Below are 19,585 nucleotides of genomic sequence, written 5' to 3' on the forward strand. Positions count from 1 at the left end.
TAGGCCATCTCATTGCCCGTTTCACATTCACGCAAACCACGGGCCGAGCAGGTTCCACCGATAAAGCCCTGCTGCGAATATCAGCAGTATCGCCACCACCAGCGTGTACCGCAGTCGCGCGAGCGAGTCCCAATAGCTCCTGATCCACGCAACCGGGACGAGGGCACCAGCGATCAACGCCGCGGCCAGAGCGATGACGGGAATCGTGAGGAGCATCTTTAGATTGGGAATTCCGGTGAAGATGATCTCCTCGCCCAATGCGGTAATCATCAACATGCCGACCGCAGCGAAGACGAGATTGAGCAGCGATGCCAGCACGGCAAGGGCTGAAGCGACCACCTCTTCCCGCCTCATCCGCAGCCAACGACGCCAGCCCACGATCGCCGCGACCACCGTTCCGGAGAAGATTAGCAGGCTGAAGCCGGCCACTTGCAGAACGGTCGCGCTGCTATCGAAAGTGCCCAGCCTTTCATAGGAAAGGAAGGGCACCGCGCTCACGAATAAATGGCTGACCTCGCCGGCCTTGTTACGGCGGAAAGCCACCAGATCGTCAGCTTCGTCGATGCTGCGAAACACGTCTTCTCCGGCGGGAATGAGGCGCAACGCGTCCTTAAGATAGAAAGACGAGATCAACAGGGCGCCGCCATCAGCCATCTCGACGGTGACATCCCCGCCAAGGGAAAGTGCCTTCTCCCAATTGGAGTAGGCTCGGCGCGTATTGCGATAGGCACCCACATATTCCTGCAGCTTGGCGACCGGCAGCGCATCGTCGCCCGGGTCATCGGGCAACGGAAAATCTGCCTGCGCCGGGAAATAGCGATCAAAAAATGCTGGAAGGATCTGGCGCGCGGCATAGGCCCCTTCCGGTGCGTTGAAGGATATGAAAATGCCGACGCCAGCCTTGGGCACAAGCGTCATGGTCGAATGGAAATAGACCGTATCCCCACCGTGGCTATAGACGAACAGGCCATTGTGACGCTCTTCGTAAAAGCCATGCAGCATGGCAGGCAGCGCGTCATGATGCTCGAACAGTGGCTGGCGCATGCGTCGTACCGTTTTGGGGCGCAATATTCCCTGCCCGTCCGTCAAATGCGCAATCATGAAACGAGCCATATCCTCACCGGTGGACGAGAGTGACCCGGCGGGGCCGAAATCATGGATGAACTCAAACCCGCCATCGCGAAATGTGCCTCCGGTTCGTTCGAGATTTTCCGACGGATAGGCGTCGGCTAGACCGGCGGCGGGTTCGGAAAAGGTCGAGTTGGTCATACCGAGCGGGGCGAAAATCTCGCGCGCCACATAGTCATCGAACGAAGTGCCGGTGACTTCCGCGACGATCAGACCGGCGAGGGACGTTCCCCAATTGGAATAGGCCGCCAGCTGTCCCGGCGGGCGAACCCGTGCAGGCATGGTGCGTTTCAGCGCAACCGCGGGAGACAGCAGGTCATCAGCGTTTCTTCGAAACAAATAGCCAATGGCGCCATCTTCGAACCCGGCGGTGTGACTGAGCAGATGACGCAAGGTCACAGGCTGGGCATAGGTGTCGGGTATCGACAACTGCGTCAGATACTCGTTCACATCGGTATCAAGGTCGAGCTTTCCCTGCTCCACCAACTGCATCACGGCGGTCCAGGTCACGGTTTTGGAGATCGAACCTGGACGGAATAGCGTTCGTGCCGGATCGACCGGTCTGCGCCGCGCCGCGTCGGCAAAACCATAGCCTTTGGTGAATGCGGTTTCGCCCCCGCACACAATGGTGACAACACCGCCAGGAATGTTGTGCACTTCGAAAAGCGTCCCGATACTCCCGTCGAAAAACGCTTCGAGCCCGTCGAGCCCGTCGCAGGCTTCCGGCGCGGTCCACCAGTCTGCTGGCCCATCCCATTGTCGCGCCATCGAGGCAGGATCGGGCGATACCTGCGGGACTTCTGCGGCGAGCTTGCTGTTCGCCAACAAACCGAGCAGCCCCGCGGCCATGATCAGCGCAAGCGAGGAAAGTGCCACGCCTGCGGCGCGGCGAAACAGGTTTCCCGGCCCCTTCTGATGCGTTGGCACATGTCCCGTTGGTTCGAAACTTCTCATCCGGCATTCTGCTGGTGTACGCCACTGTCCGGCCATCGGCTTCAGAGACCATTTTGTATCAAGCTCTGTCATCTGACCGACGGTAGCGCGAGATCGCGAACGAAACCCCCGTATTCGGAGGACCAAGCAGGCGAATCTACCGTTGAAGAGTTGCGTAACTAGGCACATTTCTCCAGCAAGTGGATAGTGTTGGCCGCTCCTTAAGATATGATTCGACACCGCAACGGGAAGGTACAGATATGACAGATCGCCGACTTGCACTTGCTGCGATTGGGGCCTTGGGCATCCTCACCTCGACAGCCGCGCCGCTTTCAGCTGGCCCGTCGGCTTCTGGCGAAGTTTTGCCGGAAATTGAGGCGAAGAAGATTGACCGTGTCTTCAAGAAGATTGGCGAAGACGAACCGGGCTGTGCAATTGGCGTGATGAAGGCAGGCGAAGTGCTACACAAGCGCGGCTATGGTCTTGCCAATCTGGAGCATGGCGTGCCCATCACCGGCGATACTGTCTTCAGGATCGCTTCTGTGTCGAAACAGTTCACTGCCATGTCGACAATCATTCTCGCGAACGAGGGAAAAATCTCGCTCGATGACGATATCCGGAAATATGTGCCTGAAATTCCAGATTATGGCAGACCCATCACCATCCGGAATATCATCAATCATACCAGTGGATTGCGCGATTTTCTCACATTGTTCTTTCTCAAAGGGTACGAAAATCACGATTTCTACATGGAGCCGGAATTCTTCGAGATGCTGGCCAGTCAAAAGCGGCTCGAATTCCAGCCTGGCGAAAAGATGTCCTATACGAACACCGGTTACGTTCTCCAGGCGATTATCATCGAACGGGTGACGGGTATGTCTCTGGCTGAATATGCCAAGGCGAAAATCTTCGACCCGCTGGGTATGAAGAACACGCATTTTCATGACGATGTCACCCGCCTGGTGCCGGGCCGGGCCTATGGATACAGCGCGACCAAGAAGGGTTATGCAGTCAGCGGCACGCCGCAGGAACTGCTGGGTGATGGCGGCGTCTTCACAACGATTGACGATCTTGCGCGGTTCAATGGCGACTTCTATCGCGGCAAGGTCTGGCGCGACGACATAAAATCCGAGATGATTACCCCGGGCCGTCTGAATGACGGAGGCAAGGCGGAGTACTTCCCAGGCGTCTATTACGCATCCGGGCTGATCGTCGGCGAACGACGCGGCGTGGACTATGTTCGCCACGCCGGACAGTTTGCAGGGTTTATCGCCGATTACATCCGGTTTCCGCAGTATGAGCTCGGCATCGCCGCGCTGTGCAACGCCGATAACCTCGCCGCGCCGGATTTCACTGCCAAGGTCGCTGACCTTTATCTGGATGATTTGTACACCAAGCCGGCCAAGAAGGATTCAGACGATGTGCCGGACCTGGACTACCAGCCGGTCTCCGCTGAATGGGTGCAGGAGGTCGTAGGCGATTATCACAGCAACGAACTCGGCGTCGACTACACCATTACCGCCGAAGGTGACGGGATCGCACTTGATATCGGTCGGCGTAAAAAGCACGTCTCATTCGCCGAGCTTGGATATCCGATGTTCATGATCGGCAAAGACCAGATTGGCAACCCTCTGATAAAAATGAAATTCACCCGTGACGAAAGTGGTGACATCAGTGGCTTCACATTCGATTTCAGCATTGTTACCGGCATCGAATTTGAACGGGTCAGCTGATTGCGATCGCGCCGCGACCAAATGGGGGGATCGTCCGGAAATCGGTCAGCATTGGTAATTTTTCGCATCTTTTGACGAGATTTTGTTCAATATCGTCCGATTTACACAAATATGTTTGGCCAATGCCCTGAAGGTCCACAGACCTCGGGATTGCCATGAGCCGCGAGACAAGTCTTGTGGAAAATCGGATTTATGAGGGGAAAAAGTCCATGTCCGTCAAGCGCATACCTATTGAAGATACCGCTGGTGAAACGCGCCGTGCGTCGCGCGTTCGAAAAAAGCGGGTATCGGTCGCTCTGCTGGCATACTCCGCTCTCGCGGCGATCTCATACGCGCCCGCGCTGCACGCGCAGGAAGCCGAAGACGCCGAGCGCGACGCGACGAGCCAGAACCTGATCGTCGTCACGGCGACCAAGCGTGAAGCACTCATTCAGAATGTTCCGGTCAGCGTACGCGCCCTGACAGGCGATGAGCTGGATCGCATCGGAGCGGTCGACATGGAGAGTTACATCAAGACCGTGCCGGGTGTATCGCTGAATGAGAACGGCCCTGGCCAGAACGGCGTGATCATTCGCGGCCTTTCCGCGGTCAGCGGATTTGCCTCCCCAGTCGGATATTATATCGACGATGTGTCCCAAGCGCAGAACCAGCAGAGCGACCTTGAACTTTACGACATCGAGAGCGTCCAGATACTTCGCGGACCTCAAGGCACGTTGTTTGGCGAAGGGTCCATCGGCGGTACGATACTGATACGGACCAACCAGCCGGTGCTCGACGAATTTCAGGGCTCGGCGGATTTGGAGGTGTCATCACTGACATCGGGTGGGGAAGGCTTCGCAACTCACGCCATGATCAACCTGCCCATCGTCAAAGACAGGCTTGGCATTCGGCTGACGGGCTACCACCGGGATGATTCCGGCTGGATCGACAACATCGTGACCGGTTCGAAAAATGTAAACACGCTCGAGCGGACGGGTTTTCGCGGATTGCTGCTCTTCAAGCCGACCGACCGGTTGAACCTGACGCTTTCAGGCTATTATCAGGAAATGACCACCGGGGCATTGCAGACCCAGGATCCGCTTTTCGCAGGTGGTCGGTTCGAAGCGGCCTCGCCCGAGGACGGTGTGAGCAGGCAGGATATCGAGCAATATAGCGCTCGTCTCACCTATGATCTCGACTTTGCCGAACTGACCTCCGTGACCGCTTATTACAAGCGCGATCAGCAGATCGATGAGGTGATTTCCGATTTCGTCGGCAGCGGCGGTTTTCTTAATAACGGAGATTTCATCCGGCGCCTGAATGATGAGCCGACCAGGCTGTTCAATCATGAAACCCGTCTTGTTTCCTCGGGCGACAATACGCTCGATTGGCTGGTCGGTATCTATTACAGCGAACGCAAGCAGAGTTTCGACCAGAGCTTCATCGACATCGGCAATCCGACATTTTTTGGCGGCATTCAGTTCTTGGGCGAACGGGATATCAATCAGGTCGGGGTCTTCGGAGAAGCCAATTATGCTCTCGCCGACAATTTTGATTTTACTGCCGGACTGCGATATTATCGCGAAGAATACACCTATGACGGGGCGGAGGTGTTCCCCGGTCTGCCGGCCAACCCGCTACTGCCGCCCAAAGGAAAAGATAAGGCGTGGTCGCCCAAATTCGCATTGTCCTACTTCCCTACCGACGATCTCAGCGTTTATGGACTTGTGACCCGCGGTTTCCGGGCTGGCGGGCATACCGGCAACACGCCGGGCCTTGCCCCTGACACCTTCGGGCCGGACTCTAACTGGAACTACGAGATCGGGGTCAAAGGCGTCTTCTTCGGCGGCGATCTCGTTGCGAATTTCGCGGCATATTATATCAACTGGACAGATCTGCAGGTCAGTGACCAGTTCTTCAACCCCGATCTGCAAGCGGATATCAACTATACGTCAAATGCGGGTTCGGCGGATAGCAAAGGATTCGAGCTCGACATTTTCGCGACACCATTTGATGGTCTGTCGATCAATATGGGGCTTGGATATATCGATGCAAAGCTCACTAAGGACGTTCCCACCCTCGGCGGCGTCGCAGGCGACCGGCTTGGCGATGTGCCTGACCTGACCGTGAGTGTCGATGCCCAATATGAGTTCCCGATCGGGAATACGCTGGAGGGATTCGTTGGGGGATCCTTCCAGCACATCGGCGAGGCTCAGGATAATTTCACCGCTGTCATTCAGGATGGCAACAGAACCCTGGATAGTTACAATCTCGGTGGGCTGCGCGCCGGTGTGCGAAACGACAATTGGGAATTCCGAGTGTTTGCGGACAACGTCTGGAACGAGTTCAGCGTGACCTCCTATCTTCTTATTCAGGAAGTGACCCTGCGACCCCGCCGTATTGGTGCGCGCGTTTCCGTATCGTTTTAGCAAATAACAAGCTCCAGCCGGCCGTCTCTCCCAACGATGCCGGAACTTCCGCACCCACAGGCTGCACATGCAGCCTGTGGGTGTACTTAGTGACAGCGGTCCGCCACAATCATCTTCCGGCTGGGCGAGATGTGGTATTCTCACGACTGTGTGCGGAGGACAGATGAGCAAAAGACAGCGGCTCGACAAGCTTGATCACAAGATTCTGGATTTATTGATAAAGGATGGCCGGGTGAGCCGGGCCGCCCTGGGACAGGAAGTCGGCTTAAGCCAGACACCCTGTTTCGAGCGCATCAAAAAGATGGAACGGAGAAACGTCATCAGCGGCTGCCATGCGGCGGTCGAACTGCCCAAGGTGACCGAAGTTCTGATCATCGTGGTTGCTGTGGAAATCCTCGACTACACCCCGTCACGCGCGTCCGCCTTTGTCGCATATGTGCAGGACATGCCGGAGGTGATTGGCGTACAATCGGTACTAGGTGCCTTTGATTTCTACCTTCAGGTAGCGGCGCGCAATATCGATCATTACCAGCGAATTATGCAACGTTTGCTTAGCGCCGATGGCTTTGAGATCGATTATCGGTCCTATCCTGTCAGCGCGACACACAAGTCTCCACAAAATCTTGAATTATTGGCATTGTTAAACGCTTTTGAGCAGGATGAAGCGGAGGCTTCCACGACGGAGCGTGATCCGTAAAGAGGAAATCGCTATTCTTCTTCGCCGAGGTCGGAGAACAGTTCGAAGAAGGAAATCCGGCTCGGCTTCTTAACGACCTTCGTGACAGGAAAGGTCGTGTAATCGATATCAATATCAGGGTTACTGACAATCGTTTCGATCACTTCCTGATAATGCTCGATATCGCGGGCGAGAATGATGAGAAAGTAATCGACGGAACCCATCACGCTATATCCGACCAGGATTTCGTCAATACGGGCGAGAAGCTGCTCAAGCCGACTTTGCCGGGCGAAAGTATAATTGCGCACACGGATCTGGGTGAAGAAGTAGGATACGCCAAACAGTCTTTTGAGATCGAGATCGGCATGATAGCCCTCAATCACTCCGGCCTGCTCCATCTTTCTCATCCGCTCCCAGCATCGCGTCGAAGACAGGCCAACCTGTTCGCTCATATCCTTTTTCGTGATGCGCCCATCGCGGTGAAGCGCGTCCAATATGCGTAGATCCAGACGATCAAGCTGGTATTGCATTCCTCGCGCAGAAGTGACCTTGATCGCTTGTTTCATCGCTTTCCTTCCTAAAAACCCGGTCATTCGCCCGGTCAGGCGCCACACAGCCTAACAAAATAACAAAGGGCCGGGGGAGATGAACTCTGGAGAATTTCACCGTATTTCGGCACGTTTTTAGAGGGTTTCACCAATGCAGTAAGGGTGTGGTTTGGTCAGCCCCAAAGCTGGGGCTCAGGGGCCGCGACCAAGGCATTTCGAAAGCGTATCGGGTGATCGCGATCGCTGTCGAGTAGCAGCGGCCCATCCAGATCAGCCAGATCGCAGAATTGCGCGACAATGTGAGCGGGTGCCATCGCCAGCGATGTACCAACCATATTGCCCACCATCAGGCCCAGTCCGGCTTTACGCGCGGCGCTGGCCATCGCGAGGGCTTCGGTCAGACCGCCGCACTTGTCCAGCTTGATATTCACCATGTCGTAGAGCCGGGCGCAACGTGCCAGATCGGCGGATGTCTGACATGACTCGTCGGCGCAGATCAGGACCGGAAATTCGGCCCCTTCAAGGCGACTGTCCCCACCGACCGGCAAAGGTTGTTCCACCATCGCGATCTTCAATTCGGCCAGCTCCGGCATGAAGTTCTCCAGTTGCTGGAAAGTCCAACCCTGATTTACGTCGACAATCAAAGTAGCGTCCGGCCTAGCTGCTCGTACCGCGCGCAGCCGGGCGATCGCATCCTTGCCATCCAGTTTGATCTTGAGCTTGCCATATTCGGTATAGGATGCCGCCCGCCTCGCCATGGCTTCCGGCGTTTCAATTCCTAGCGTCATCACCGTTTCGACCGGTTTGGGGGAAAGTTTGCACATCTCCCAGATCGATTGCTGCGTCCTTTTGCATTCGAAGTCCCACAGCGCGCAGTCGAGGGCATTGCGGGCGCCCCCGGCGGGAAGCATATCCTTTAGCAGGGCACGGTCGGGCTGCCGACCAAGCTCCTCGCGCACAGACAGTATCTGGCTCAGCATTCGATCGGGCAGGTCATCGAGATAATCAACCCCGGCCGCCTCGCCCCTGCCAAGGAATGTGCCGTCGGTAATCTCGACATGCACCACGTCGAGTTCTTCATACCGATAACCGTTGATGACAAACGGACTGCTGAGCGCCCAGCTTTCCTTGCGGAGGCGGATCTCGACCATGGTATCAGGGGTCATCTGTCGAGCAGGATCGAGTCTATCAGGATGTCGACGCCGTGCGCCACCGGATCGCAACAGGGCAGCCCTGTTGCCAGAGAGACCTGTCGTACCGCTTCACGCTTCTCGCATTCGTCGAGAGACGACGTGTTGAGGCTTATACCGGCGCAGCGCACATCAGGGTTGGTCAGCCTGGCCAATGACAGATATCGGGAAACGCATGCGCCGAGGTCGGGAATGGGAAAATCGGGATAGTCGTCGATTGTTGCACGCGCCACGTCGTGACACAGTACGATGACATCGGGTTGCGATCCGTGCAGCAAGCCCAGGCTCACCGCCGCGTAAGCCGGGTGATAGAGCGAGCCCTGTCCCTCGATAATGTCCCAATGATCGGGCGCACGATCAGGCGTCAGCTGTTCTGCGGCGCCTGAGAGAAAGTCGCTCACCACACTATCCATGGGGATCCCGCGCCCCGCGATGAGGATGCCGGTCTGTCCGGTCGCGCGGAACTGGGCGTCGATCTCGCGCTGCTGCAGTCCCTTTTCGAGGGCGAGCGCGGTGTACTTCTTGCCAACGGCGCAATCGGTTCCGACCGTGAGCAGCCGCTTGCCGCTGCGGCGGCGTCCGGTCGCGACCGGTATGGCATCAGGCGGCACCCGAACGTCGATGAGCTTTGTTCTGTTTTCGCGTGCCAAGGCGACAAGCTCTGGATTGTCCGCCAGTTTTGTGTGAAATCCGCTGACAATATCAAGGCCGTGCTTCAGCGCTTCCCTCAACACCGGCAGCCAATGATCATATATCCGCCCGCCATCGGGTGCTGCCCCCAATAGCAGGCTGCCCGCACCAGCCTCGACCGCCTTCGCCACGGTCATATCGGGCAGGCCGAGGTCCGCCTTACAGCCATCAAGACGAAGTTGCCCCAGGCAGCGTTCGGGACGCCAGTGATGCACGCCCATGCCGGTTTTTGCGAGCACATTGCTTTGCACGTCGCCCAGGAAAATCAGGAAAGGCGTCCTTAGCTCGGGCAGCGTCCGCACAAATCCATTTGTCGATCCTTCAACGTCCAGGACCTGGCTATTTGCATGTGCCATCAGTCTCGTCCCCGCCAATATTGTCCATCGTGCTGAGCCGCCCGGTCTCTCTCCGGCAGTCTCTCAACCTGGTCAGGAATAGGTCTGGCTGTGCGGGGAATGTTGTCGCTTTTTCACGATTATCCGGTTCTTTTTCCTGAAATTCATGATGAGGAACCGCGAGAATCGGAGTGCGATCATGAAGCGGCAGGATGATTCCGCTCCGCAAGTGTCCGACAAAGATGACAGTCTTCGCATGCTTTGGGTTAGCTGGATTGCGGTTGTCGCGCGGCGTCATTCGCCAGCGTCACGAGGTCAGGCATAAGGTTACAAGGCAGATGGGCATCTTCTCGAAATTGACGCAAATCGGTTGCGCTCTCGCTTTGGCGGGATGCGCTCATACGGTGGAAACGCCGCTCGGACCGGCACTTTATGACACGATCATTCGCGGTGCGACGATCTATGACGGGTCGGGCGGCGCGGGATATCGGGGTGACGTGGCCATTCGCGGGGATCGCATTGCCGCGGTTGGAAACATTGCCGATGCGCGCGCGCAGCGGGAGTTCGATGCTTCCGGTCTGGCCATCGCGCCCGGCTTCATCAACACCCTCAGTTGGTCGACATCCTCCCTGATCGTCGATGGCCGGGCGCAAAGCGTTGTGCGCCAGGGCGTCACCACCGAGATCATGGGCGAGGGGTTTTCGTGGGGGCCATTTCCCGAAGGGGGCGGCAAAGAGGTCACCAATCTGTTCGGCGAGTATGACTACCCGGTCGACTGGCGCACGCTGGGCGAATATCTTGAAAAGCTGGAGAAGCGCGGCGTTTCCGTCAATGTCGGGTCATTCGTGGGGTCGGCGACATTGCGGATCTATGTTGCGGGACTGTCAGACGCGCCATTGACGGGCACGCAGTACGACCAGATGAAACGGCTCATGGAAGAGGCGATGCGCGAAGGGGCGCTCGGTCTCGGTTCGGCAATGATGTACGTGCCCGATACATTCAATACGACCAAAGAACTGATTGGGCTTGCGCGAATTGCCGGGGAGCATGGCGGGTCGTTTATCGCCCATATGCGTGATGAAGGCTTCGCCATCGAAGAGTCGATAGCCGAGATGATCGAAATCGCCGAAAAAGCATCCGTGCCGGTCGAGATCTACCATCTTAAGGTGGCGGGGAAAGACAATTGGGGCAAGCTGGACAAGATCATAGACCAGATCGAGGGCGCGCAAGCGCGCGGGATCGATCTCCGCGCCAATATGTACACTTATACCGCCGGATCATCGGGCCTGGATGCGGCCATGCCGCCCTGGGTTCAGGAGGGCGGGATTGACAGCTGGATCGAGCGTTTGACAGATCCCGAGGTGAGACGGCGGGTCGCCCATGAAATGCGCCATTCGACCGAGGGGTGGAGCAATACCTATCTCGAGGCGGGCTCACCGGACAATGTTATCATCGTAGGGGTCGATTCCGAAGAGCTGCGCCCGTTTATCGGCAAGAGCCTGGCAGAGATCGCCGCGCTATGGGCGGTCAGCCCGGAAGAGGCTGCGATGGACCTGGTGATACAGGATCGCTCGCGTCTCCATGTCGTCTATTTCATGATGTCGGAGGAGAATGTTCGGCGTCAGATCGCCTTGCCCTGGGTCAGCTTCGGCTCGGATGGGGAAGCCATGGCACCTGAAGGTGTCTTTCTGAAAAACTCCGCCCATCCACGTTCCTACGGCAATTTTGCGCGCCTGCTTGGCAAATATGTGAGAGAAGAGCGGGTTATTCCGCTTGGCGAAGCGATCAGAAAACTGACGTCTCTTCCGGCGGAGAACTTCAAGCTAAGGGAAAGGGGGCGGATCGCGCCCGGCTATTTCGCCGATCTGGTCCTGTTCGATCCCGCAACTGTCGGGGAACGTGCGACATATGAGGCGCCACATCAATATGCACAGGGCGTCGAGCAGGTATGGGTCAATGGCATTCAGGTTATTGCCGATGGAGAGCATAACGGCGCGCTGCCCGGCAGGGTGCTGCGTGGCCCCGGCTGGAGCGGATGGTCCCGCAAGGCCGAACGCGACTGAAAACGAGTGCCTGCGCCGCCAGGCTTCTGCCCCTTAAAGACCAGGCAGGATCGCCTCTACAAGACGTGGTCCGGGTGCGTCGATGGCCTCTTTCAGCGCGGCTTCGAGCTCTTTAACGGTCGTGGCTCTCTGCCCTGGCACACCCATGCCTTGCGCAAGAGAAACCCAATCGATTGAGGGGTTGCTCAGGTCGAGAAGCGCGCGCGCCTGCGGGCCAGCCGAGCCCGCACCGATCCGGGAAAGCTCGACATTCAGAATTGCGTAGCTGGAATTGTTGAGGATCAGCGTCGTGATATTGAGCTCCTCGCGGGCCATGGTCCACAGGGCCTGCGGTGTGTACATGGCGCTGCCATCGGCCTGCAGACAGATGACCTTACGGTCTGGACAAGCGATCGCCGCGCCCACCGCGAGCGGCAGACCTTGGCCAATCGCCCCGCCTGTCAGCGTCAGCCAGTCATGCGCACGAGCAGTCATTGTTGCGGGAAAAAGCGCCAGTGATCCGGTGGCCGCTTCGTCGGAGATTATGGCATTTTCCGGTATGAGCCTGGCCACGACCGCCGCCAGATTGCCTGGGTCGAGCGGCCCTCTCGCCGAGGTGCCCTGCGCAGGTTCGGATCGCGCGGCGTCCCGCGTGCCTGCGGGTGTATCGAGCCGGGCGGCCAGCGCCTTCAGCGCGTAGGTCACGTCTTCATATGGGCTGGATAATCCAATGGAGTTGACGTGATCGGGAATGAGCACGCCGGGCTTGCCCGGATAGGCGAAAAAAGCGACCGGCTTTTCGGCACCGGCGATAATAACGCTCCCAAAGCGCCCGAGCGTCTCCATCGCAGCTTCGGCGAAATAGGGTAGTCGCTGGACGACCGGGCGTGATCCCCCGCGTTCGATCCGCGCAGGAAAGGTCTCGCAAAACAGCGTGACACCGGTGGCTTCGGCGATCCGGCCCGCCGTTTCCAGCGCCTCTCCCGTTAACGCCTTGCCGCCCAGCAGAATGGCGCAATCCTCGCCCGATTGCAGGGCGTCGTGCGCCGCGGCGATACGCTCTATGGGCGGCCGCTCGACTTCAGCCATTTGCGGCAGTTCCGCTGGCTGCGCCCCTTCGCTCCAGGCAAGATCGGCTGGCGCGATCAACGTTGCGACATTTCCGGGATAAGTCGTGGAAGCGGCAACCGCCTCGGCAGCGTCGGTGGCAAAATCCTCCAATAATTGTGAATGGCGCACCCAGTCCGACACCGGTTCTGCAATGCCCCGTATGTCCGACGTCAGCGGCGCGTCATATTGCAGATGATAAGTTGCATGGTCGCCCACGACATTGACGATCGGCGTTCGTGCACGCCGCGCATTGTGCAGGTTGGCCACGCCATTGCCCAGGCCCGCCCCCAGATGAAGCAGGGTAGCAGCAGGCGTCCCCGCCATTCTGCCATAGCCGTCGGCGGCTCCGGTCGCGACCCCCTCGAACAGGCAGAGGACGGCGCGCATTCGATCGCGGCCGTCAAGAGCTGCGACGAATTGCATTTCCGATGTTCCTGGATTTGCAAAACACACCCGCACACCAGCAGCGAGAAGGGTATCAATCAAAGCTTCGGCGCCATTCATCTTCATCATCCTCGCTAGGGGCTGGGGTAAGGGAGCGGTCGATGACCTTATTGTGATCGATGATAGAGTATTAATGCCGGAACGCTTAGGAGGATCAACGTCGTGGGCACGGCCCCAATCGTCCATCGGATCGTGTCGACAACGCCGACGCCTTGTTGCTGCGCGGCGGCGTCGAAGCCGCCCACCGAGAGCAGCAGCCCGACAATCAACGGGCCGAGCGCAAGACTGCCTTTCTCTACCGCGGTCCACACACCGGTCAGGGAACCTGCGGCATCCACCCCCCGCAATCGCCCGGTGTGAATGACATCCGTCAGCATCGCGAAGGGCAGCAATTGGAGCCCGCCAAAGCCAATGCCTGCAATCGCGGTCATCACGATCAAGGCCTGCCAGTCCTCAGCACCGTGGAGCAGAAGCATCGCGACAAAGCCAATCATCGAAATGGCGGCTGCGGCAATGTAAGCTGGCGTCTTGCCTGTCTTGCGCGATACCCGGTCCCAGACCAGCAGGGAGGCGAGCGTGCCACCCAGCAGTGCCAGGAAAATGAACGAGATGTCGGCTTCTCCGCGCCGCATCATATGTAAGGTAACGTAGGGAGCAGAGGCAGTGAATACCCCCAGCCCCGCGAGCTGCAGAGCATAGGCCAGTGCAAGTGTGCGAAACCCCGGCAGGGTAAACGCCTCGCGCAGCAGGGCAGGACGCTCGATCTTGTCCGGCGTGATCACCGGCACTCTGACTGTCGCCCGAAAAGTGATAAGCATGGTGGCAGCGCAGATCGCCCCCATCGTCCAAGACATGCCAGCGAAACCTTCTCGACCGCCACCGAACCAGGTCACCAGTGCGGGCGCGGCCGCAGCACCAATCAAGACGCCTGTCATCGCGAAAGTCATGCGATAAGCCATGATGCCCGCTCGTTCGTGCGGATCGGCACTCATTTCGGCCGGCATGGCCAGATAGGGGACGGCGAATACGGTGTAAGCTGTCGCACTGAAAATGTAGACGATAAGGACGTAGGCGAAGTTCCATCCTTCGCCTGGTAAGTCCGGAGCGCTGAACAAAAGGCCGAAACTCGTCGCCGTCGCTATGCCGCCAACGAGCAGATAAGGGCGGCGACGTCCCCATCTCGACCGTGTACGATCCGAAATCCATCCCATCGCGGGATCGGTCACCATGTCCCATAATCTGGGAATGAACACCCCCAGCCCGGCAAGGGCAGGCGATACCCCCAGAATGTCCGTCATATAATAGAGCAACAGCACGCTTGGGGCCGTCATATAGACGCCCGTGCCGATGGACCCGACGCTGTAGCCGATCACTTGGGAAAGCGGGACGTGTCTTGTGATGGCCGATTCCTTCGATTGCCTGGCGCCAAGCCCGCGGGTTGACATAAAATAAGAATGAGGTCACTTTCATTTTCTGTCAACTTTCGATGCAGTCAAGAGTGCGGAGCAAAAATTGGATCTCGAAAAATTTGCGGGCTTTGCGCCGGGGACCAAGGTTGGGACATCGGCCTGGCTTACCGTGGATCAGCCTATGATCGATCAATTCGGAGACGCGACGCGCGATCCCGATCCCATGCATATCGATCCTGAATGGGCACGTGAGAACGCCCCCTATGGCGGCACGATCGCTTTTGGCTTTCTGACCGTGTCCCTGCTCACCCATTTGCTGCATTCGGCAATGGACACCAAGCTGAGCAGAGAAGCGGCAGGTACCGGTCATTTCATGAATTACGGTTTCAACAGGCTGCGTCTGGTCTCGCCGGTGCCGACCGGTGCACAGGTTCGAGGGAAGTTCTCGACCATAGATCTGCGCGAGAATGAGCGGGGACGAATCATCGTGACATTTCAGAGCGAGATCGAGATCGAGGGAAAAGACCGTCCGGCGCTGGTGGCGGAGTGGCTGGCAGTATGGGTCAAGCCGGAGACGATATGAATGACGGGTATCGCCGAAGATGGAACGCGTGAACTGAGGAATGCTCAGGCCTTGCCCCCTTCCCTGTCGCGGATCAGCGACTACGTTTCCTGGTTCGCGCGCGAGACGCCAGAGGCGGAAGCTCTGGTTCTGGGCGACCGTCGAATCGATTATGCGACTTTCCATCGGCAAGTCGACGAACTGGCCCGCGCGCTCCTTGCGAGCGGGGTGACGAAGGGCGACAGGGTTGCCACATTGTGCACGCCAAGCCCCGATTACTTTATTTGCTTTCTCGCAACCGCATCGATCGGCGGCATCTGGGTGGGCATGAATCCCCGATATCAGATCGACGAACTGGAATATGTCGCGTCTGATAGCGAGCCGGTCGTACTGCTGGCACGAACAGCGATTGACGGTCGGAACTATGGCGGAGAAATCGCGCAGCTGGTATCCGGCCATGCCTCAATCCGCGCGATCGTTCTGCTCGATACGGAAAGAGATGAGCAACTGCCTTCGGCGCTCAGCTATTCTCAGTTCATCGCCACAGGGGCGTTGATAGCGCAAGATACTCTGATCGCCGCACGCGAGCGATGCGGCGGGCGCGACCCGTGCATGATCGTGTATACTTCCGGATCGACCGGAAAGCCCAAGGGTGCGCTTCTCCATCATGCGGGTATCGCCGAATTCAGCCTGGGTCAGAATCGTATCTGGCCCATTTCGCCCCTCCGGGCGTTGAACTATTTCCCGGTGAACCACATCGGCTGTGTCGTCGACATCTCCTGTCCAACGCTCGTTGCAGGTGGCACACTGGTGTTCATGGAGCATTTCGAGCCGCGCCGTTCCATGGAACTGATGGTGGAGGAACGCATAACATTGTGGGGCTCTGTCCCCAGTGTCTTTCAGTTGCAGCTGGCTCTGGAAGATATCGACACTTTCGATCTGTCCGCAGTCCAACTGATCCTGTGGGAAGGAGCAGCCATGCCGCGAGAAATCATTGATCGTCTGCTTGAATATGGCAGACCGCTGGCCAGCAATTACGGTATGACCGAATCCTGCGGCGCAATGACGGTCACCCCCCCAACACGCGATATCTCGGTTCTCGAGCGGACAGTTGGTTGGCCTTTCAAAGGGGTCGAGATGCGCATAGCTGGCGGTGACGGACAGCCGGTGGCGATGGGAGATACCGGGGAGTTACAGGCTCTCTCGCCATTTACCATGGTGGGATACTGGAATCGGCCCGACGCGACTGCGGAGGTCGTTTTGGATGACGGTTGGCTTGCAACCGGGGATCTTGGCAAGGAGAATCCGGACGGAACCTATTCAATCGTCGGGCGGGCGAAGGAAATGTACAAATCGGGCGGATATAATGTCTACCCGCGCGAGGTTGAGAATGCGCTAGAAGCGCATCCCGCGGTCGACCTTGCCGCCGTTGTGAGTGTTACAGATCCGCTATGGCAGGAAGTCGGCGTAGCGTTTGTTCTCCTGACGTGTCCTGCCAGCGAGGCGGATCTCAAGCGGCATTGCCGCAGCAAGCTTGCAAATTACAAGAACCCGAAGAAGATCGTTATCGTGGATTCAATGCCGCTTTTGCCGATTGGTAAGGTGGACAAAGTGTCTCTCAGGCAGCGAGCGGAGGAACTTTACGCTCCCGAAAACGGGGAATAGCTGTCATGGAGGTCAATTGCGACTTTGACCAATCCATCGCAACGATTACGCTTCATCGTCCAAAAGTTCTTAACGCCATAAATGCAGCACTTCTTGAGCAGCTCGAAGCAGCCTTGGCGCGCGCGAATGACGATAGCTCCACTCGTGTCATTCTATTGCGAGGCGCGGGCAGCAGTTTCTGCGCTGGCGACGATCTGTGCGAACTAGCGGCACATCCGCCCACGCGGGCGGGGGCGGAGGAATTTGTCGGGCGCCTGCAGAATGTGACGCGCCGCATCATGCTGGGCCGCAAGCCGGTAATCTGCGCCGTCCGGGGCTGGGCAATCGGTGGGGGCGCTTCCTGGGCGCTCAATGCGGACGAAACGATCTGGAGCGAAACGGCACGGCTTTGCTTCCCGGAAGCCAAGCACGGCCTGTGCCCCAGCGGCGGCGTAAGCTGGCTGCTGGCACAATCTGTCGGCCATCAACATGCCTGGCGGATATTGACAGGCGGGGAGACGCTCGCCGCCGACAGGATCGTATCCCTTGGCCTCGCCCCGGCCGTCGTTCCCGATGGAGAGCTGGAAGACAGAGCGGAGGATGCCGCCAAGCGTCTGCTGAGTCTGCCGGAGGTCACGCTGCAACAATATAAGGACGTCAAGGCAGGGATCATCCGTCCATCCATTGACGCCGCGCTTTCGCGCGAAGCCTCTGCACTGATCCATGCCGCAGTGCGCAGGGTTTAATCCCCAGGCGCGGCGTCCGCCAAAAAGGATATGGTTCCGTCATCCTGACGAGACGCCGCTTCACGAAAATGGGGCGACCTTTGAAAAGGCCGCCTCCACATTCGCATCATGACTGTCGCCGGCTGCTCAGCCCTTCCACTTTCGGAGCGGGATCGTGATGGAGCTGGCCTTCTGGCCGCCGCGAAAGATCGTGAACCGGTCGGGGCCGTTATTGGAATAACGGCGGAAGAATCCGGCATCACCGCCAGCGATCGCGATCCTCACCCGGTGGCCTTCCTTAATCTTTGCGGCGACCGGATTGAGTGAGAATTGTACGCGCATCGGTTTGCCGGGCATTACCGGAAGCGCGTCAGCTCGCTTGAAGCTGTGGCCCGCCGGTCCGAGATCGTAGGGTTGGCTGGCGGGATCGGCGGGTTTGCGATTGACCGCACGCAAGACGCCTTCGGTGATATAGGTAACCCGGCCGTCGGGTGCCACATCCTCAAGATATACGAAGATGGCAGGATCGTCAGATTGCGCAGCCATATGCAGATCGATTACCGGTGTGCCAGCCAGTTCCATGTCTTCAGCCATCGGCGCCGTGTCGAACACAATCAGCTTCGCATCTTCGGCGGCACGATCGCCATAGCCCGCCGGGACGCCGAACTGCGCCGACCACCGCGTCTGTTGCCCCGTCGTGTGGCTGAAATCGACATCGTAATGATCGACACCGGTGTTGGCAGGGGTGGCAATGAGCGTGTTCTGTGCGCCCAAATAGAACGGAGTGTCCTCAATTCCTGCGGGCGGCCAAATGGGCGTTTCGCGATACTCGTTCGCCCCCAGCACATAATAATGAATACGCCTTTCCACTGGCATACCCGTCAGCACGTTTTGATAGAATGACACCATCGCGCCAAACTGTTCCTCAATCGAAGGACTGGGCGTTTTCGCCTCAGGCCGAAAGGGATCGGTCCCCACCAGATTCAGGTGATCGTTGCCGGTGAGCCAGATTTCCATCGGAACCTCCGGCGCGGACCGGTAACGAGCAAGCGCGGCCTCGGCCGTTCCGCCGTCCATCCAGCTGCCCCAGACCTGAGCTGGCTTCGCTTCCCTACGGATGCCATCCAACTGAGCCGATGGCGACGCATCGAAAAGGACATAGCCGTTCTTGCCAGCGTCGTCGATGAACTCGGCCTCCGCGTAATCCTCCGGTCCCCATCTATCGCGACCAGCAAGAGCCTGCCGAAGGAGAGTGTACTCCTCGTCGCCATCCACGGGGTCGAGCATGGGCCAAAGCATCGCGCAATCGCTCACCCGTTCCCTGCAATCGAGCGGAATGCTGGGATCTGGTGCACGCCCCTCGTCCATCGCCTTGGTCGCCATTCCCCAATTGGTCAGGAACCATTCATTGACCACGCCGCCCGGGAAGAAGAGGTTGCGATACACGTCGAAATCCACCTCGCGGATAATCGCCCCTTTCAGCGCAGGCGCATGCCGACTGGTTGCGATATCAGCAGTGTCGGCAAGATAGGATGTGCCTTGCGCGACAACTTCGCCGCTTGACCATGATTGCGTGGCGAGATGCGCAATCAGCTCGTCCATATCCTCGATCTCAGCTGGGCCGATATCGACACGGCGTTTGCCGAACGATGATGTCGAACCGCGCGTATCCACCACCGCCACGACAAAACCCAGCTCGGTAAAAGGCCGGTAGTGCGGGCCCGCATCCGCCCGCCCGTAGCGGGTTTGCACCAGAATGACGGGGCTGGGAACGCTGGGTTCCCTGCCATTGGGGTAATAGAGGTTGATCGCCAGGCGGACACCGTCGCGCATCGGCAGATAATAGGCCTTGTCGGCGGGCTGTCTCGCGGCGGCAGGCTGCTCTTCCGCGCTGTCGGATGCAACGGCTTCGACGGGTTCCTGGGTATGTGCGCAGGCACCAATCAACCCAGCTGCGATCCCGATCGACGCTGCCTGAGAGAAGAACCGGTTAAATTTCACAGTCAAT

The 19,585-nt window shown here is 58.3% G+C and carries 14 protein-coding genes; 7 read left to right on the forward strand and 7 right to left on the reverse strand.

Translation table 11 applies throughout. The features are described from left to right. Positions 1–27: 27 nt before the first annotated feature. Entirely contained in the window at positions 28–2,082 is a 2,055-nt protein-coding gene (locus KCG44_RS00755; protein ID WP_218443589.1) for a serine hydrolase domain-containing protein, read from the reverse strand. 179 nt (positions 2,083–2,261) lie between these two features. On the opposite strand from KCG44_RS00755, the gene KCG44_RS00760 reads away from it, so the two are divergent. The 3 genes from KCG44_RS00760 (at position 2,262) to KCG44_RS00770 (ending at position 6,899) form a co-directional block, all read left to right on the forward strand. Then, on the forward strand, positions 2,262–3,794 hold the full coding sequence (locus KCG44_RS00760) for a serine hydrolase domain-containing protein (RefSeq protein WP_218443590.1): 1,533 nt from the start codon (positions 2,262–2,264) through the stop codon (positions 3,792–3,794). A gap of 209 nt (positions 3,795–4,003) precedes the next feature. Then, the gene (locus tag KCG44_RS00765; RefSeq protein ID WP_218443591.1) at positions 4,004–6,202 is read left to right on the forward strand and encodes a TonB-dependent receptor; all 2,199 of its coding nucleotides are present in this window, start codon (positions 4,004–4,006) and stop codon (positions 6,200–6,202) included. A 163-nt stretch (positions 6,203–6,365) separates the two neighbouring features. Continuing rightward, entirely contained in the window at positions 6,366–6,899 is a 534-nt protein-coding gene (locus KCG44_RS00770) for an Lrp/AsnC family transcriptional regulator (RefSeq protein WP_218443592.1), read from the forward strand. Positions 6,900–6,910: 11 nt separating this feature from the next. Here the strand turns inward: KCG44_RS00770 and KCG44_RS00775 are convergent, their stop codons facing one another. The 3 genes from KCG44_RS00775 to KCG44_RS00785 all read right to left on the reverse strand — a co-directional run bounded on the left by KCG44_RS00775 (position 6,911) and on the right by KCG44_RS00785 (position 9,662). Further along, complete coding sequence (locus KCG44_RS00775; RefSeq protein ID WP_218443594.1) at positions 6,911–7,444, reverse strand: Lrp/AsnC family transcriptional regulator; 534 nt, start codon at positions 7,442–7,444, stop codon at positions 6,911–6,913. A gap of 155 nt (positions 7,445–7,599) precedes the next feature. After that, on the reverse strand, positions 7,600–8,577 hold the full coding sequence (gene dgcA / locus KCG44_RS00780) for an N-acetyl-D-Glu racemase DgcA (protein ID WP_218443595.1): 978 nt from the start codon (positions 8,575–8,577) through the stop codon (positions 7,600–7,602). Positions 8,578–8,588: 11 nt separating this feature from the next. Further along, a complete protein-coding gene (locus KCG44_RS00785; RefSeq protein WP_218443596.1) occupies positions 8,589–9,662 on the reverse strand; it encodes an N-acetyltransferase DgcN family protein in 1,074 nt (357 codons plus the stop codon). A 383-nt stretch (positions 9,663–10,045) separates the two neighbouring features. Here KCG44_RS00785 and KCG44_RS00790 point away from each other — a divergent pair, with 383 nt between their 5' ends. Continuing rightward, a complete protein-coding gene (locus KCG44_RS00790; protein ID WP_218443597.1) occupies positions 10,046–11,704 on the forward strand; it encodes an N-acyl-D-amino-acid deacylase family protein in 1,659 nt (552 codons plus the stop codon). 33 nt (positions 11,705–11,737) lie between these two features. Here the strand turns inward: KCG44_RS00790 and KCG44_RS00795 are convergent, their stop codons facing one another. Both KCG44_RS00795 and KCG44_RS00800 read right to left on the reverse strand, forming a co-directional pair. Beyond that, the gene (locus tag KCG44_RS00795; RefSeq protein WP_369411906.1) at positions 11,738–13,306 is read right to left on the reverse strand and encodes an acetolactate synthase large subunit; all 1,569 of its coding nucleotides are present in this window, start codon (positions 13,304–13,306) and stop codon (positions 11,738–11,740) included. Positions 13,307–13,344: 38 nt separating this feature from the next. Continuing rightward, positions 13,345–14,682 (reverse strand): MFS transporter, encoded by a 1,338-nt coding sequence (locus KCG44_RS00800; RefSeq protein ID WP_255536242.1) that lies wholly within the window; start codon positions 14,680–14,682, stop codon positions 13,345–13,347. Positions 14,683–14,749: 67 nt separating this feature from the next. On the opposite strand from KCG44_RS00800, the gene KCG44_RS00805 reads away from it, so the two are divergent. From KCG44_RS00805 to KCG44_RS00815, 3 genes are read left to right on the forward strand one after another with little or no spacing between them, the layout of a single operon-like run. Continuing rightward, entirely contained in the window at positions 14,750–15,229 is a 480-nt protein-coding gene (locus tag KCG44_RS00805; protein WP_218443601.1) for a MaoC family dehydratase, read from the forward strand. Next, complete coding sequence (locus tag KCG44_RS00810; RefSeq protein ID WP_218443603.1) at positions 15,230–16,873, forward strand: class I adenylate-forming enzyme family protein; 1,644 nt, start codon at positions 15,230–15,232, stop codon at positions 16,871–16,873. 5 nt (positions 16,874–16,878) lie between these two features. After that, a complete protein-coding gene (locus KCG44_RS00815) occupies positions 16,879–17,598 on the forward strand; it encodes an enoyl-CoA hydratase/isomerase family protein (RefSeq protein ID WP_218443604.1) in 720 nt (239 codons plus the stop codon). A 126-nt stretch (positions 17,599–17,724) separates the two neighbouring features. Here the strand turns inward: KCG44_RS00815 and KCG44_RS00820 are convergent, their stop codons facing one another. Continuing rightward, on the reverse strand, positions 17,725–19,578 hold the full coding sequence (locus tag KCG44_RS00820) for a CocE/NonD family hydrolase (protein WP_218443605.1): 1,854 nt from the start codon (positions 19,576–19,578) through the stop codon (positions 17,725–17,727). Between the last annotated feature and the right edge of the window lie 7 nt (positions 19,579–19,585).

Origin of the sequence: Pacificimonas pallii (assembly GCF_019204005.1) — a bacterium.
GTDB classification, from domain to species: Bacteria; Pseudomonadota; Alphaproteobacteria; order Sphingomonadales; family Sphingomonadaceae; genus Pacificimonas; species Pacificimonas pallii.